This window comes from Symbiopectobacterium sp. Eva_TO, assembly GCF_053848865.1.
Map to the genome: position 1 here is coordinate 1,468,747 of NZ_JBSPEY010000004.1, position 14,562 is coordinate 1,483,308.

Annotated in this window: 8 protein-coding genes and 4 pseudogenes; 7 read left to right on the forward strand and 5 right to left on the reverse strand. The window is 56.1% G+C overall.

The window, feature by feature from the left end; translation table 11 throughout:
* Window positions 1-165: 165 nt before the first annotated feature.
* Window positions 166-1,377: a tRNA/rRNA methyltransferase gene (locus tag ACWWJF_RS09680; protein WP_455871019.1), complete on the forward strand. Its 1,212-nt coding sequence runs from the start codon at window positions 166-168 to the stop codon at window positions 1,375-1,377.
* A gap of 94 nt (window positions 1,378-1,471) precedes the next feature.
* Here the strand turns inward: ACWWJF_RS09680 and ACWWJF_RS09685 are convergent.
* A pseudogene (locus tag ACWWJF_RS09685) lies at window positions 1,472-2,680 on the reverse strand (IS256 family transposase).
* Window positions 2,681-2,974: 294 nt separating this feature from the next.
* Between ACWWJF_RS09685 and ACWWJF_RS09690 the strand changes: the two are divergent.
* On the forward strand, window positions 2,975-3,151 hold the full coding sequence (locus tag ACWWJF_RS09690) for a hypothetical protein (RefSeq protein WP_455869308.1): 177 nt from the start codon (window positions 2,975-2,977) through the stop codon (window positions 3,149-3,151).
* Window positions 3,152-3,194: 43 nt separating this feature from the next.
* A protein-coding gene (locus tag ACWWJF_RS09695; protein WP_455869309.1) for an IS3 family transposase occupies window positions 3,195-4,363 on the forward strand; the annotation gives its coding sequence in 2 pieces (ribosomal slippage) (window positions 3,195-3,450 and window positions 3,450-4,363; 1,170 coding nt in all).
* Between the two features lie 9 nt (window positions 4,364-4,372).
* Here the strand turns inward: ACWWJF_RS09695 and fhuC are convergent.
* The 4 genes and pseudogenes from fhuC to hrpB form a co-directional block, all read right to left on the reverse strand.
* Window positions 4,373-5,089, reverse strand: a pseudogene (fhuC, locus tag ACWWJF_RS09700) (Fe3+-hydroxamate ABC transporter ATP-binding protein FhuC); the annotation flags it as partial.
* Window positions 5,090-5,461: 372 nt separating this feature from the next.
* Window positions 5,462-7,927 carry a bifunctional glycosyl transferase/transpeptidase gene (gene mrcB, locus ACWWJF_RS09705; RefSeq protein WP_455869310.1) on the reverse strand — a complete coding sequence of 822 codons (2,466 nt, stop codon included), beginning with the start codon at window positions 7,925-7,927 and terminating at the stop codon, window positions 5,462-5,464.
* 176 nt (window positions 7,928-8,103) lie between these two features.
* A protein-coding gene (locus ACWWJF_RS09710) for an IS3 family transposase (RefSeq protein WP_455869309.1) occupies window positions 8,104-9,272 on the reverse strand; the annotation gives its coding sequence in 2 pieces (ribosomal slippage) (window positions 8,104-9,017 and window positions 9,017-9,272; 1,170 coding nt in all).
* A gap of 43 nt (window positions 9,273-9,315) precedes the next feature.
* Window positions 9,316-11,771: pseudogene (gene hrpB, locus ACWWJF_RS09715) on the reverse strand (ATP-dependent helicase HrpB).
* 136 nt (window positions 11,772-11,907) lie between these two features.
* Here hrpB and thpR point away from each other — a divergent pair.
* The 4 genes and pseudogenes from thpR to gluQRS all read left to right on the forward strand — a co-directional run.
* Entirely contained in the window at window positions 11,908-12,450 is a 543-nt protein-coding gene (thpR, locus tag ACWWJF_RS09720; RefSeq protein WP_455871020.1) for an RNA 2',3'-cyclic phosphodiesterase, read from the forward strand.
* A 4-nt stretch (window positions 12,451-12,454) separates the two neighbouring features.
* The gene (gene sfsA, locus ACWWJF_RS09725) at window positions 12,455-13,186 is read left to right on the forward strand and encodes a DNA/RNA nuclease SfsA (protein ID WP_455869311.1); all 732 of its coding nucleotides are present in this window, start codon (window positions 12,455-12,457) and stop codon (window positions 13,184-13,186) included.
* Window positions 13,187-13,366: 180 nt separating this feature from the next.
* Complete coding sequence (gene dksA / locus ACWWJF_RS09730) at window positions 13,367-13,822, forward strand: RNA polymerase-binding protein DksA (RefSeq protein WP_196905643.1); 456 nt, start codon at window positions 13,367-13,369, stop codon at window positions 13,820-13,822.
* 101 nt (window positions 13,823-13,923) lie between these two features.
* Window positions 13,924-14,553: pseudogene (gene gluQRS, locus ACWWJF_RS09735) on the forward strand (tRNA glutamyl-Q(34) synthetase GluQRS); the annotation flags it as partial.
* Window positions 14,554-14,562 lie beyond the last annotated feature (9 nt).

A 14,562-nucleotide genomic window follows, 5' to 3' on the forward strand; every position in this document is an offset into this window, starting at 1 on the left:
AATGTGGTTTCCTCAATGATTACAATAGACATCACCGTTGTGGTTCAGGTTTCGGTGTCATGGTTTGCCGAGGTGTCACGGAAACTCCGCTTTTATACCCGAAGTCGGTAGCGTCGCGGGTGTACATCAGGTAATCTTCGCGCCAGCGCGTTGGTGGAGAAAATAATGAGCGATTCAGCGGGTAGTAAGAGCGGAAAGGTCCGCGTAATGTACGTCCGTAATGAGGACGAAAAGAAAAATTCGCGTACCGGAGACGGCGCGCGCGATCGCCGCAATGATAACAAAAAAACCGGGCGGCGTGATAACCGAGACAAAGACGGGCGCAGCAAAGGGCCGTATGCGTCTCGTGACAACTGGGATAAAGACGGGCGCGGCAAGCCGGGTGATAATCGCGACAACCGCGATAAAGATGGGCGTACTAAACCACGCGATCCGCGTGACATGAACCCGCGCTATGTGCGTGAAAATCCGCACCGCAATAATGACAATGCTGGGCGCGATGATCGTGCAGATTACGGTCGCGGCAGTGATTCACCGTGGAAAACCGTGTCGCGCGCACCGGATGCCGTAGATACACCAGACCATGGCGGGATTGTGGGCAAGAGTCGTCTCGATCCCGAGCAGATTCGCCGTCAGCGTCAGGAAGAGACGCGGGTTTATGGTGAAAACGCCTGTCAGGCGCTGTTTACCAACCGTCCGGGCGCCATTGTGCGCGCTTGGTTCCTGCAAGAAGTGACGCCGCGTTTCCGTGAAGCGTTACGCTGGATGGCGGCGAACCGTAAAGCCTACCATGTGGTGGATGATGAAGAACTCACCAAGGCGTCTGGCACCGATCACCACGGCGGCGTGTGCTTCCTGATCAAAAAACGTCAGGGCTCTGATGTGAATGATTATTTGGAACAGGCACAGGCGAAGGAAACAGATTGTGTGCTGGCGCTGGAAGATGTGGGTAACCCGCATAATCTGGGCGGTATCTTGCGCTCCTGCGCGCACTTTGGTGTCGAAGGGTTGCTGATTCACGATCCGTCGTTGCTGGAATCTGGCGCGGCAGTGCGCACGGCAGAAGGCGGCGCAGAGCATGTGAATGCCATTCAAACCGATAGTTTCCCCTCGGCGCTGGATGCGTTCCGCGCCGCGGGTTATACCATCGCGAACACCTCCAGCCACAAAGGGCAGCCGCTGGCACAAACCGCATTGCCGAAGAAAGTTGTATTGGTGGTGGGGCATGAAGGCGATGGCCTGACTGACAGCACCTGGCAGCAGGGTGATTTGCCGCTGTCTATCGGTGGTACGGGTAAAGTGGAAAGCCTGAATATCTCCGTTGCGACGGGAATTTTGCTGTCGGAATGGTGGCGGCAGCACAGCATCACTGAATAGTGATGTCCGACTGGTGATTAAGTCACTTAACGTCTCGTCATCCTCGGCGAAAGCCGGGGATGACCCTGTACATGATTCTGTGTAAATGCCTTTCTCAGTAGTGACCGTCCAGGCGGTCACCGAACTCGATAATAAAACGGCTCATTGCCATACGCCAGTCCCGCAGTGGCATCGTCCATTTCTGTTAGGCCGACTGGATTGCCAGCCACACCACCTTTTTCACTGCGTCGTCAGTCGGGAACACCTTGCGTTTTTTAATCGCATGCCGGATCACACTGTTCAGCGACTCGATGGCGTTGGTTGTGTCGATGACTTTGCGGATATCTGCCGGGTAAGCGAAGAACGTTGCCAGATTGCTCCAGTTCGTCTGCCAGCTCCGGCTTATCTGTGGATAGCGGCTGTCCCATGCGCTGGCGAATGCTTCCAGCGCCTGCTGGCCTGCTTCTTCCGTAGCGGCCTGATAGATGGCTTTCAGGTCGCGTGTGACGGCTTTGTAGTCCTTCCAAGAGACGAACCTCAGGCTGTTGCGTACCATGTGCACGATGCACCGCTGGATGCGGGCTTCCGGATACACCGCGTTGATGGCGTCCGGGAAGCCTTTCAGACCGTCGACACAGGCGATGAGGATATCGTTCAGGCCGCGGTTTTTTAGTTCTGTCAGCACATTGAGCCAGAACTTCGCGCCCTCGTTTTCGGCCAGCCACATACCCAGCAGTTCTTTCTGGCCCTCGATGTTGATACCCAGTACCAGGAACACGGATTTATTGATGACGCGACTGTCCTGCCGGACCTTCAGGATGATACAGTCAAGGTAAACAATGGGATAGACTGCATCCAGTGGACGATTTTGCCATTCAGTAACCTGTTCCATCACGGCGTCGGTGACCTTCGAGACCAGCGCCGGTGAGACATCCGCGTCATACAGCTCTTTGAACGCAGACGCTATCTCGCGGGTGGTCATCCCTCTGGCGTACAGGGACAGGATTTGGTTATCCATCCCGGTGATCCGGGTCTGGTTTTTCTTCACCAGTAGTGGTTCGAAGGAGCCATCACGATCGCGCGGAGTACGTAGTGCCAGAGGGCCATCGCCGGTGGTCACGGTGTTTGTGGAATAGCCGTTGCGGGAGTTGGCCCCCGGTTTGGGCTGATTTTTATCGTAGCCCAGATGGTGGGACATTTCGGCGTTGAGAGCAGCCTCAACGCTGATTTTCTTCAGCAGGCGATCGAATTGGCTGAGAGCGTCAGGGGTTTTGAGATTTTTGGCCAGTTCGTTAGCCAGAGCCTGCAACTGTTTTTCGTCCATAAATTAACCTGTTTTTGATGTTGGATTGAACATATCAAAATCAGGCAATTACACAAATTTATGTACAGGGTCTGGACTTGTTACAAAACTTTAAGAACCATCACAACCCTGGCTATCCACAAGATGTGACAGACATAGCAAACGGCGTGACACCAACTTCTCTCCGGGCGGATAACATTCACCCGTCAAATACTTTGCGTCCTAATGCTCTGCATGTTGGCACCAAGGTGAACGCGGATTTTATTTCCCAGTTTATCCGAAATAAGAGATGGGTTTTGTAGCAAAAAGCCAAGGATGGCTAACTTTTCAGCGCTCGGTCATGAGGTCGAGCGCATCCTCAAGCGTAGCGTGTGGGTCGCGATGAATAACCCATGCCTCTTAACTAAACAAGAACGCCAGATGATGCTGCTGGGCGCTCTCACTCACATCAATGAAACCAATTGTAGTGGCACACTGATACTGGCCACCTGAGCGGAGGTGATATGCTCACCTCATCAACACGACAGGTGACCTCATGGGTAAACATTTTACGGCGGAATTTAAGCTCGAAGCCGCAAAGCTGGTTGTCGACCACGGCTACACATACGTTAAGGCCGCAGAAGCGGTTAATGTCAGCCATTCTGCCATTAGTCGCTGGGTCAATAAGCTTCGCCTTGAACGACAGGGAAAAACGCCAACGGGACTTCCTCTTACCCCTGAACAGCTCGAGCTGCGTGAGATGAAGAAAAAAGTCCAATGCCTTGAAATGGAGAACGAAATCCTAAAAAAGGCTACGGCGCTCTTAATGTCGGACTCACTCAACGGTTCACGGTAGTCGACAGGCTGAGGGCGCGATACCCGGTCACGGCGTTGTGCCAAACTTTTGAGGTACATCGCAGCAGCTACAGGCACTGGCAGGCTTCCGCTAATGAACCCGACGGTGAGCGCGTGGTTAAGTGTAGCCGCGTCATGGAAGCCTGGAACGCCAGCGGCGGCTCTGCCGGCGCTCGAAGTATCGCGACCATCGTCACCGGCAGCTCCGGTGTCAACATGGGGCGCTGGCTGGCTGGCAAGCTGATGAAGGAGCTGGGTATCGCCAGCTGCCAGCGACCGGCTCACAAATACAAACGCGGCGGCAATGAACACGTTGAAATACCGAACTATCTCAACCGCCAGTTCGCGGTTAACGCGCCGGATCAGGTCTGGTGCGGCGATGTGACCTACATCTGGACGGGCAAATGCTGGGCTTACCTTGCGGTGGTGCTAGATCTGTTCGCCCGCAAACCGGTGGGCTGGGCCATGTCGACGTCGCCGGACTCGGCGCTGACAGTTAAAGCGTTGCAGATGGCCTGGGAACTCCGGGGACAACCAACAGGAGTCATGTTCCACAGCGACCAGGGCAGCCACTATACCAGCCGTCAATACCGGCAAGCCCTGTGGCGCTGCCGGATAAAGCAGAGTATGAGTCGGCGGGGTAACTGCTGGGATAATGCGCCAATGGAGCGGTTCTTCCGCAGCCTGAAGACAGAATGGGTGCCGACAAAGGGTTACAACAGCTTCAGCGAAGCCCAGGACGCGATTATCCGCTACATCACGGGGTATTACAGCGCTATCCGGCCTCACTGGTATAACGGCGGCTTAACTCCAAACGAATCTGAGCGACTGTTCTACATACAGTCTAATGCGGTGGCCAATATTAGTTGACCACTACACCTGCGCAATCATTTCACCACCGCGCAGCGCCACCAGATAATCACAGTAGCGCGCCGCCATATTGATATCGTGCAGCACGGCGATCACCGTCAGCCCCTGCTCTCGGCTCATACGTTGGATCAGTGCCAGTACCTCAACCTGATGCGCAATGTCTAACGCCGATGTCGGTTCATCCAGCAGCAGACAGCGACTGTCCTGCGCCACCGTCATTGCCAGCCAGGCGAGTTGACGCTCACCGCCAGACAGGCTGTCCACCAGACGGTGAGCGAACGGCTTCAGCACCACGACGGCAATAGCGTTTTCCACTTTTTCACGATCGATGCTGCCAAAACGTCCCAGTGCGCCGTGCCACGGGTAACGCCCTAGCGCAACAAGCTCACGCACCGTCATACCTTCCGCAGCAGGGAGTTGTTGAGGCAGATAAGCAACCTGGCGGGCAAAAGATTTGCTGTCCCAACCGGACAACGGCGTGTCCTTGACCGAAATTACGCCGGTACTTGGTGTTTGATGACGCCCCAGCATCTTCAACAGCGTTGATTTACCTGAACCGTTGTGACCAATCAATCCGCATACTTTACCGATGGGAAATGTCAGAGAAAGCGAATGCAGCAGGGTGCGGCCAGGCACAGCAAAACTGACATCGTCGAGCCTAAAAGTGGTATCCGGCCCGTTATCAGCCCGCACCGATTCATGAGAAGAGGTGTCTGGATTTTGCATAACCGTCGTAACCCATTGTTGCAGTCCGCCGTTTGTCAGGTAGCAGCATTGTTCACCGAGATGCTACCGACGCAAAAGAGAACAATAATGATTATTATCAAGAGCGGGAATGATAGGCGGACGGGATCCCTCTCGCAAGCAATTTATACCCGTCATACTTCACGTTGCAGATACGTTGGCTGCGCTCACTCCCCCGAATCACTTACTTCAGTGGGCTCATGGGGATTGAGGAATCTCATCCCTGAGATTCCCCCTGTGGGCCAGCGCTTGCCGTCTTGCTGCAACTCGAATTATTTAGGGTATAGCCCCAAAAAGCACAACGCCCCGGCACAGATCGCGTCGGGGCGTTGTTCATCAGCGTAAACTGCGTGGTTACTGACCAAACATCTCTTTGATCCAGTCAGCAACACCGCTGTCGTTTTGCTGTGCGGGCGCTTGTTGCTGCTGTTGTGCGCTCTGACACAGCGCTTGCGGGTTTTCCGTCCACACCGGCAATGCCCGGCCTGCGCTGCCATTACAGATAAACTGGCCGCCGCTATCGACAGTCATAGTCGCGATGCCTTCCGGCGGTGTCAGCATCAGCGCCAGCGGCGTCTGGTTTTCCAGATAGCGGCGATACAGCGTTAACGCACCGTTGGCACCGGTCAGTTTTGCCGGACCGTTGTTATCGCGCCCTACCCAGGTGATCGCCACTTCTTTGCCATCAACACCGGCAAACCAGCTGTCGCGCAGATCGTTGGTGGTCCCGGTTTTCGCCGCCAGATGGTAATTGGGGAACTTCACCGCCAATGAGCGTGAAGTTCCGCGCTCAACCACCTGCTGCATGCCATACAACGTCAGGTACGCCGCCTGAGCCGGCACCACTCGTTCAGCCTGCGGGAAGCTTTGATACAGCACGCTACAGTCTTCCGCAATCACCGAACGCAGCGCCGACAACGGCGCGCGATTACCGCCGCTGGCGATGGTTTGATACTCCTGCGCCACTTCCATCGGTGTCAGGCTGATGGCCCCCAGCAGCATGGCAGGCACCGGTTGGATCACCTCTTTCGGGATACCCAAACGTTGCAGCGTATTGCTGATCTGCTCCAGCCCAACCGTCATCCCCAAATTGACCGTCGGCACGTTAAGCGAGTTGGCTAATGCATCCACCAACATCACGCGTCCACGGAACTGACGATCGTAGTTGTTCGGCTGCCACACCTGCCCGTTCGGCTGCTTGAGCGAGAGTGGTTCATCCGCCAACCAGGTATTGAGACGGAAGGTATCGGGGTGACTCAATGCGGTCAGGTAGGTCGGCGGTTTTGCCAGTGAACCCACAGGACGACGCGCCTGCATGGCACGGTTAAAACCGGCGTATTGGGTTTGAGCCCCGCCCACCATGGCGCGAATTTCACCACTAAAACGATCGACAACCACCATGGCAGTTTCCAGATCGCTCACGTTGCGTGCCGCACGCAGCGCAGGAATCCCCTCTTCCACCGCTTTTTCAGCCGCATCCTGCGACACCGGATCCAGCGTGGTGAAAATCTTCACGCCGGAAAGATCTTTTACCTTATCCCCCAGTCGCTGCTGCAACTCCTGACGCACCAGTTGCATAAAGGCAGGTTGCGGTGTGATCACGCCTCCTTTCGGTTGCACCCCTAACGGGCGGGCGCTCAGCATGTTGTAGAGATCTTCGTCAATAATCTGCTGGTTTTGCAGCAAACGCAGCACCAGATTACGGCGTTCTAATGTCAGTTGCGGATTACGCCACGGGTTATACAGCGAGGCGCCTTTTACCATACCGACCAACAGTGCCTGCTGATCGAGACTCAGTTCATTCACCGGACGACCGAAGTAGTAAAGGCTAGCAAGCGGGAAACCACGAATCTGATCGTTGCCGCTCTGGCCGAGATACACTTCATTCAGGTACAGCTCAAGAATAAGATCTTTGCTGTAGCGGTAATCCATGATCAACGCCATGTAGGCTTCGTTCGCTTTACGCCACAAGGAGCGTTCATTGGTGAGAAACAGGTTTTTCACCAACTGCTGCGTCAGGGTACTCCCGCCCTGCACCGCGCGGCCAGCCGTGATGTTCGCCAGAAAAGCACGGCCAATAGACAGGAAGCTGATGCCGTCATGCTGGTAAAAATGGCGGTCTTCAGTCGCGACCAGCGTATCAACCAGTAAATCCGGGAAACCGGAGCGCTGCACGAACAGCCGCTGCTCCCCGTTAGGGGATTGCATCATGGTGATCAGGCGCGGATCGAGACGAAAGAAACCAAAATTACGTTGGTTTTCCAGATTTTGGATCTGAGCCAGACGATCGTTGGTAAAGATCAGTCGGGCATTGATCTGCCCTTCCTTACCATCGGGGAAATCGAACGGGCGGCGAAGTATATCAATGGTATTACCACGCACGCTGAATTCGCCCGGCCGGGTGATACGCGATACCTGACGGTATTGCATCCCTTCCAGCAGGTTTATCATCTCTTTCTGGCTGTAGGACATGCCCGGTTCGAGGTTCACCATGCGGCCATAAACGGCCGCAGGCAGCTGCCACACTTTGCCTTCGATTCGGCTGCGAATCTGGCTGTCAAGATAGACGCCATACAGCGCAAGCACCACGGCGAGGACCAGCGACAGCTTAATGAACAACCCAAGCCAGCGTCTTTTTTTACGCGGTTTTTTGCTCATCTCGTACTCGTCGTCTTCTTCATCAATGTCATCCTGATAGACGTCATCCTCTTCTTCATAGTCATCCCTTCGACTACGACGCCGGGTCGCCTGAGCGCGCGGCGGTTTTCGTCCTGACGCTCTTCCTTTGCGTCCGATAGGTTCACGATCGTCCTGTGACATTGCGGTTACTTCTCCGTCAGGTTAATGACAATAACATCACCACTATAGACGTAGGCGCTGGCTGTCGTCGCTTACTCTGTTGTTCCGCCAGGTTTCAGAAAAGCAGAACCGTCTGAAATACGTTGCAATAACGTATCAGGGCGTCTGGTATTTCTTTGTGCGCCGCGTTGTAGTGGTCAACTAATATTGGCCACCGCATTAGACTGTATGTAGAACAGTCGCTCAGATTCGTTTGGAGTTAAGCCGCCGTTATACCAGTGAGGCCGGATAGCGCTGTAATACCCCGTGATGTAGCGGATAATCGCGTCCTGGGCTTCGCTGAAGCTGTTGTAACCCTTTGTCGGCACCCATTCTGTCTTCAGGCTGCGGAAGAACCGCTCCATTGGCGCATTATCCCAGCAGTTACCCCGCCGACTCATACTCTGCTTTATCCGGCAGCGCCACAGGGCTTGCCGGTATTGACGGCTGGTATAGTGGCTGCCCTGGTCGCTGTGGAACATGACTCCTGTTGGTTGTCCCCGGAGTTCCCAGGCCATCTGCAACGCTTTAACTGTCAGCGCCGAGTCCGGCGACGTCGACATGGCCCAGCCCACCGGTTTGCGGGCGAACAGATCTAGCACCACCGCAAGGTAAGCCCAGCATTTGCCCGTCCAGATGTAGGTCACATCGCCGCACCAGACCTGATCCGGCGCGTTAACCGCGAACTGGCGGTTGAGATAGTTCGGTATTTCAACGTGTTCATTGCCGCCGCGTTTGTATTTGTGAGCCGGTCGCTGGCAGCTGGCGATACCCAGCTCCTTCATCAGCTTGCCAGCCAGCCAGCGCCCCATGTTGACACCGGAGCTGCCGGTGACGATGGTCGCGATACTTCGAGCGCCGGCAGAGCCGCCGCTGGCGTTCCAGGCTTCCATGACGCGGCTACACTTAACCACGCGCTCACCGTCGGGTTCATTAGCGGAAGCCTGCCAGTGCCTGTAGCTGCTGCGATGTACCTCAAAAGTTTGGCACAACGCCGTGACCGGGTATCGCGCCCTCAGCCTGTCGACTACCGTGAACCGTTGAGTGAGTCCGACATTAAGAGCGCCGTAGCCTTTTTTAGGATTTCGTTCTCCATTTCAAGGCATTGGACTTTTTTCTTCATCTCACGCAGCTCGAGCTGTTCAGGGGTAAGAGGAAGTCCCGTTGGCGTTTTTCCCTGTCGTTCAAGGCGAAGCTTATTGACCCAGCGACTAATGGCAGAATGGCTGACATTAACCGCCTCTGCGGCCTTAACGTATGTGTAGCCGTGGTCGACAACCAGCTTTGCGGCTTCGAGCTTAAATTCCGCCGTAAAATGTTTACCCATGAGGTCACCTGTCGTGTTGATGAGGTGAGCATATCACCTCCGCTCAGGTGGCCAGTATCAGTGTGCCACTACACGTAGGCGCAGTATTGGCAGGATCGTCCGGCCATACGTGTTTGGGATAACGCCCTTTCATCTCTTTTTGCACCTCACGGTACGCTCCTTGCCAGAAGGCGGCCAGATCGCGCGTGATCTGCAAAGGTCGATGCGCCGGAGAGAGCAGTTCCAACACCACGGCAACGCGCCCTTCTGCCACCGTGGGGTTCTGCCTCTCACCAAACATCTCCTGCATACGCACCGCGAGCGCCGGCGGCTGATCGTGATGATAGCGCAACGGCAGATGGCTGACGCCCGGTGCGGTGTAATGGCGCGGCAGCGCGCTTTCCAGCCGCTGTCGCAGCGGCCAATCCAGTAGGCGCAGCAACGCGTCGTAAAGGTCAATCTGTCGCAGTGTACGCACATCGCGCACGCCGTGCAGCGACGGCAACAACCAAGTATCCAACTTTGCCAGCAGAGCCTCATCGTCCATGGCGGGCCAGTCGCCCTCGGCGAGCCAACGCTGCGCGCAAGCCACGCGTATCCGCAGTTGTTCCGCGTCGTTTTGCCAATTGAGCGCAGCCAGACCCTGCTCGCGCACCCAGTTGAGCAGCGCCTGATGCATCGCCTCATCAGAGGGTTTATTCAGCGGCTGGTAACGCAACGTCAGGCAGCCAATACACTCACGTCGACTGGCGCGCAGGGTACCTTTTTCTTCATCCCAGTGCACGATGTTCTGTTCTGAAACCAGGTCAGGACGCTGCGCGATAAGCGCATCAATATTAACGGGCAGCGCCAGCGTAATGCGCGCATCCCTCCCTCGGCCAACATCAGTGTCGGTGCAATCAGCCACTCCTGCGCCGCCAACGGCTCGTCCAATGGCAAGCGTGCGCCCAGCCCGCTTGCCAACTGATAACGGCCATCGGCACTGCGTCGTTGGGCAATGCGATCGGGATAGGCAAACGCCAGCAGCGCGGGCAATGCGGCAAAGTGCTGCGGTTCGCGCCAGCTCGCCGATTTTCCCGCCAGACGCGTCATCAACTGCGTGGCACGCTGCCGCCAGGAGGGCGAAGGCCGCGCAAGTAAACGCTCAATGTCCAGCGGCCCCATACGCGGCGGTTCTTCTAATAACAGCGCCGCCAACAGACAGGCGGTGGCCTGCGTTTGCGCATCCTGCTGTGCGGTGCTGTGCAACATAGCCGCCAAACGAGGCTCGATGCCCAATCGGGCGATATGGCGTCCACGGGTCGTAAGCCTCCCGGCATTATCGGTTACCTGCAATTGCGTCAGCAAACGACGTGCAGCATCAAGGGCTGGCGTCGGCGGGGCATCCAGCCAGGTGAGCGACTCAGCGGAGGTGCAGCCCCATTGCAACAGTTCAAGCCAGACGCTGCTCAAATCGCTGTTTAACATTTCCGGGCTGTTTTGTGCGGCGGCACGCTCCGCCTGATCTTTTGCGCACAGGTGCACGCACAAGCCCGCTTCCAGTCGTCCGGCGCGCCCCGCCCGTTGCGTCATCGATGCCTGACTGATGCGCTGCGTCACTAAGCGCGTCAGCCCGCTTTTCACATCAAAACGGGCAACGCGCTCCAGTCCACTATCGACCACCAGCCGAATACCTTCAATTGTCAGGCTGGTTTCTGCAATATTGGTGGACAACACCACTTTACGCCGCCCCGGCGCGGCAGGGAAAATCGCTTTCTGCTGGTCGGCCAGCGTCAATGCGCCATACAGTGGGCAGATGTCCACATCGCGGGTAAGCGTCTCTTGCAGCATGGCTTCAACCCGTTTGATCTCCGCCACACCGGGCAAAAACACCAACGCCGATCCGGGCTGTTCCGTCAGAAAACGGCGAATCTGCCGGGCAATGCCCTCTTCCAACCGTTCCTGATTGCCCAACGGCTGATAGTTGCGATCCACTGGAAAAGCCCGCCCCTGTGACACCACCGTCTCCGCCGTCGGTAATAACGCAGCCAAACGCGCGTTATCCAGCGTGGCGGACATAATGAGCAGAACCAGATCCTCGCGCAGCCCTTGCTGAACATCGAGCAGCAGCGCCAATGCCAAATCCGCCTGCAAGCTGCGCTCGTGAAATTCATCCAGAATCACCAGCGACACACCCGTCAGTTCGGCATCCCGTTGCAGCATGCGTGTCAGCACCCCTTCAGTGACGACTTCGATGCGCGTCTGGGGGCCGACGCGCGTTTCAGCGCGCATGCGGTAACCGATGGTGCCACCCGGCGTTTCACCCAGTTGTTCCGCCAGGCGCCACGCCAAGTTTTTGGCCGCTAACCGACGCGGCTCAAGTAAAATGATCCGGCCAGAGAACCCACCCATTTCCAGCAATTTTAGCGGCAGCCAGGTGGATTTTCCCGGCACGGTGGGTGCGTGCAATAAAACTTGAGGCGCGCGGCCTAACGCGTCAATGACCTCATTCAGCACGACGCTGACCGGCGGTAAACTCACAGCATTCTCCTCTACAATAGCGTCTTCCTGGCACAATGCATGTTCGCACAAAATAGGGCATTGCGCGAAAGCGGTGGTTGTCGCCTTCGAATCGGCATTGTAGCATCCTCGGTTATCCGCGTAGAGAGAGAGAGCCATATTAAGCACACGCCGCCTGTTTTTTGCCTTGTCCTTACCCGATGCACTGGCGCAAACGCTGGTTCAGTGGCGTGCCCAGCACTTTGCCCCAGAGGCGGGACGCCCGGTCGCTGCTGCCAATATGCATATGACGCTGGCCTTTTTGGGTGAAGTGAGCGAGCAAAAAGAGCGCGCCCTTCGGCTGCTGGCCGACAGAATCCGTCAGCCCGCTTTTCAGTTGCATCTTAACGACGCAGGCCAGTGGCCGCGCCCCGGCGTGGTATGGCTGGGCTGCCGTCAGGCACCGCGCGGCTTGCTGCAATTGGGCACGCTGCTGCGATCGCAAGCGGCGCGCAGCGGTTGCTACCAAAGCCCGCAACCCTTTCACCCGCATATCACACTGTTGCGCGGTGCCACGCACCCCGTGGCGCTTCCACCCGCCAATTTTGACTGGACGTTGTCGGCCGAGCGCTTTGCCCTGTATGAATCTCGCTGGGAACACGGAAAAACCCGCTATCAACAGGTCGCGGAATGGCCGTTGGCCCAACATAACGCAGGATAACCCGATGAACTTTACGCCGCCGCTCAAACCGGCACGGTTGATTAAGCGTTACAAACGCTTCCTTGCCGATGTGGTTACGCCCGAAGGAGAAACCTTTACGCTGCACTGTGCCAACACCGGTGCGATGACTGGGTGCGCCACACCGGGTGATAAAGTGTGGTACTCCACCTCAGATAACCCCAAGCGTAAATACGCGCACAGTTGGGAACTTACAGAAACCGCGCAGGGGCATTGGATTTGTGTCAATACGCTGCGCGCCAATCATCTGGTGTATGAAGCGCTGCTGGCGCAACGCATTCCTGAGTTGGCCGGCTACCGCCAAATCACCCCCGAAGTGAAATACGGTACGGAGAACAGCCGCATTGACCTGCTGTTACAGGCACCGGGGCAGATTAACTGCTATATTGAGGTGAAGTCAGTTACATTATTGCAACAAACGCCGTTGCATATGTCGCCTCACCAAGGATTTTTTCCCGATGCCGTGACGCAGCGCGGACAAAAACACCTGCGCGAATTGATGCAGGTGGCTGAAAACTGCGAACGTGCAGTGCTGTTTTTCGCGGTGCTGCACTCTGGCATCGCCGAAGTTGCGCCTGCACAGCACATCGATGCCCGTTATGCAGAATTATTTTGCGAAGCGCGGCAAAAGGGGGTTGAAATTTTTTGCTATGCCACCACATTATGCCCTGACGGTATTACGCTCACGTACCCGTTGCCGTTAACCGTAACGCGATAAAGACGGTAGGTGTCTTTACCTGTTGTTTATTATCGGATGTGACGACGAGGTTCCTGGCACCTTATCAGGCCTGTGACAGGAATTATTGCCAACCCCAGTTCCATCTGCTATTTATAGCGGCCTGTTTTTCTCCCCCCTTAGGGATCGATAGTGCGTGTCGTGTTATGTAGGAGAAGCAAGATGCAAGAAGAGCAAAACCGTAAGACATCTTCTCTGAGCATTCTCGCAATTGCCGGAGTGGAGCCGTACCAGGAAAAGCCGGGCGAAGAGTACATGAACGACGCCCAATTGGCTCATTTCAAGCGTATTCTTGAAGCATGGCGCAATCAACTCAGGGATGAAGTGGATCGCACCGTTTCCCATATGCGCGATGAAGCAGCCAACTTCCCGGATCCGGTCGATCGCGCCGCACAGGAAGAAGAGTTCAGTCTGGAACTTCGTAACCGCGATCGGGAACGCAAGTTGATCAAAAAGATTTCCAAAACACTACAGAAAATCGAAGACGAGGACTTCGGCTACTGTGATTCTTGTGGTGTTGAAATTGGTATCCGTCGCCTGGAAGCGCGTCCTACCGCCGATTTATGCATTGACTGCAAAACGCTGGCGGAAATCCGCGAGAAACAGATGGCGGGATAATCCCACAGTAGGGCGGAAAAGCTGTTCCGCTTTACGTTTTTGCCGTAGCGTCATCTCCCGGCACCGAATGCGGGAGTGACGTGCTGGCATTGTTCACCCGTATGCCTGACACCCATCGTTATACAGGCCGTTTTGCCCCATCGCCTTCCGGCGATCTTCATTTTGGTTCCCTGATCGCAGCATTAGGCAGCTATCTACAGGCACGCGCCCATCGTGGCCGCTGGCTGGTGCGCATTGAAGACATCGATCCGCCGCGCGAAGTCGCTGGCGCGGCAAGCCGCATTCTTTCACAGTTGGAACACTACGGTTTGCTGTGGGATGGCCCAGTGCTTTATCAGTCCCAACGGCATGCGCGTTATCTGGAAGTGCTGGCCACACTGAAAGCACGCCACCAGTGCTACTACTGCGATTGCACGCGCCAACGCATTCATTCACTGGGCGGGCAGTATGATAGTCATTGCCGTACGCGCCAACTGGGCCCTACTCACGCCGCCCTTCGTTTGCGCCAAGACAACCCGGAGTTGCACTTTCACGACAGGTTGCGCGGAGAGCTGTATGCCGATCCGGCGCTGGCACAGGAAGATTTTATCATTCACCGCCGCGATGGATTATTCGCCTATAATCTTGCCGTTGTGGTGGATGACCACGATCAAGGGGTAACGGAAATCGTGCGCGGCGCAGACCTGATCGCCCCTACCGTCCGGCAGATCGCGCTCTATCAACAGCTAAATAGCTGTTCC

Bases quoted from the DNA above. Each gene is read 5' to 3' on its own strand.
- sfsA (WP_455869311.1), top strand. From the start codon at position 12,455: ATGAACTTTACGCCGCCGCTCAAACCGGCACGGTTGATTAAGCGTTAC.
- ACWWJF_RS09680 (WP_455871019.1), top strand. From the start codon at position 166: ATGAGCGATTCAGCGGGTAGTAAGAGCGGAAAGGTCCGCGTAATGTAC.
- dksA (WP_196905643.1), top strand. From the start codon at position 13,367: ATGCAAGAAGAGCAAAACCGTAAGACATCTTCTCTGAGCATTCTCGCA.
- mrcB (WP_455869310.1), bottom strand. From the start codon at position 7,927: ATGTCACAGGACGATCGTGAACCTATCGGACGCAAAGGAAGAGCGTCA.
- ACWWJF_RS09690 (WP_455869308.1), top strand. From the start codon at position 2,975: ATGGCTAACTTTTCAGCGCTCGGTCATGAGGTCGAGCGCATCCTCAAG.